This window comes from Subtercola boreus (assembly GCF_003399645.1).
In the GTDB taxonomy this organism is placed as follows: domain Bacteria; phylum Actinomycetota; class Actinomycetes; order Actinomycetales; family Microbacteriaceae; genus Subtercola; species Subtercola boreus_A.
In genome coordinates this window covers 1-780 of the sequence record NZ_NBXD01000061.1, presented here as the reverse complement: position 1 = coordinate 780, position 780 = coordinate 1, and the positions used below count along the sequence as shown (strand labels likewise).

Sequence of the window (780 nt, the reverse complement as noted above, 5' to 3'; positions counted from 1 at the left end):
CGTTGGCCGTTCTCACGGACGCGAACACGGCTGGACGTGTTGCTGAGATGGTGGAAACGGGGGGTCTGGATTGCCCGCTGCTTGATCTGACTACTGTCGAGCGGGACAGTGGTGTCGACACGAATCCAGACCGCTCCGCGCTCGGACTGACCTCCCATCACCTGGCCTACGTGATCTACACCTCCGGCTCAACCGGCACACCAAAAGGCGTCATGATCGAACACCAGGGTGTTGTGGCCGATGTGGAAGACGGCCTTGACCGGTACCAGATCAGCTCGGCTGACCGGGTTTTGCAATTGGCGAGCATCAGCTTCGACACCTCCGCCGAGCAAATCTTCCTGGCGTTATCAGCCGGCGCGACGTTGGTTGTTCGTGGCAGCACGATCTGGGGCGGGGACCAGCTCATCGACACCATGCAACGCTTCTCAGTCTCCGTCGCGAATCTGACACCCGCATATCTTGCCGGAACCTTCGTGCAGGACTTGAATCGGTTACCTGCACTGCGCGTGGTTCTTTTGGGTGGTGAGGCGCTGCCGAGCGGAGCATTCAAAACGGGCCAGCGACACTTCAAAGTATTCAACATCTATGGCCCGACTGAAGCAGCTGTGTCGTCGTGCGCCTACCTACTCGACGAAAGCAACGCATCTTTTGCGGGTGCGGTTGTTCCGATTGGTCGTCCGATAGCGAACACGCGGGTTTATGTGGTGGATGCTCACGGCGGGTTGTGTCCGGTCGGGGTGGCTGGCGAGTTGTGGATCGGCGGAGCGGGAGTCGCGCGCG

At 60.1% G+C, this 780-nt stretch carries 1 protein-coding gene; it reads left to right on the top strand.

Annotated elements, in window-relative coordinates; translation table 11 throughout:
- Window positions 1–47: 47 nt before the first annotated feature.
- Window positions 48–780 (top strand): AMP-binding protein (locus B7R24_RS16875; protein ID WP_147304102.1); only part of this gene is annotated, 733 nt, incomplete at its 3' end.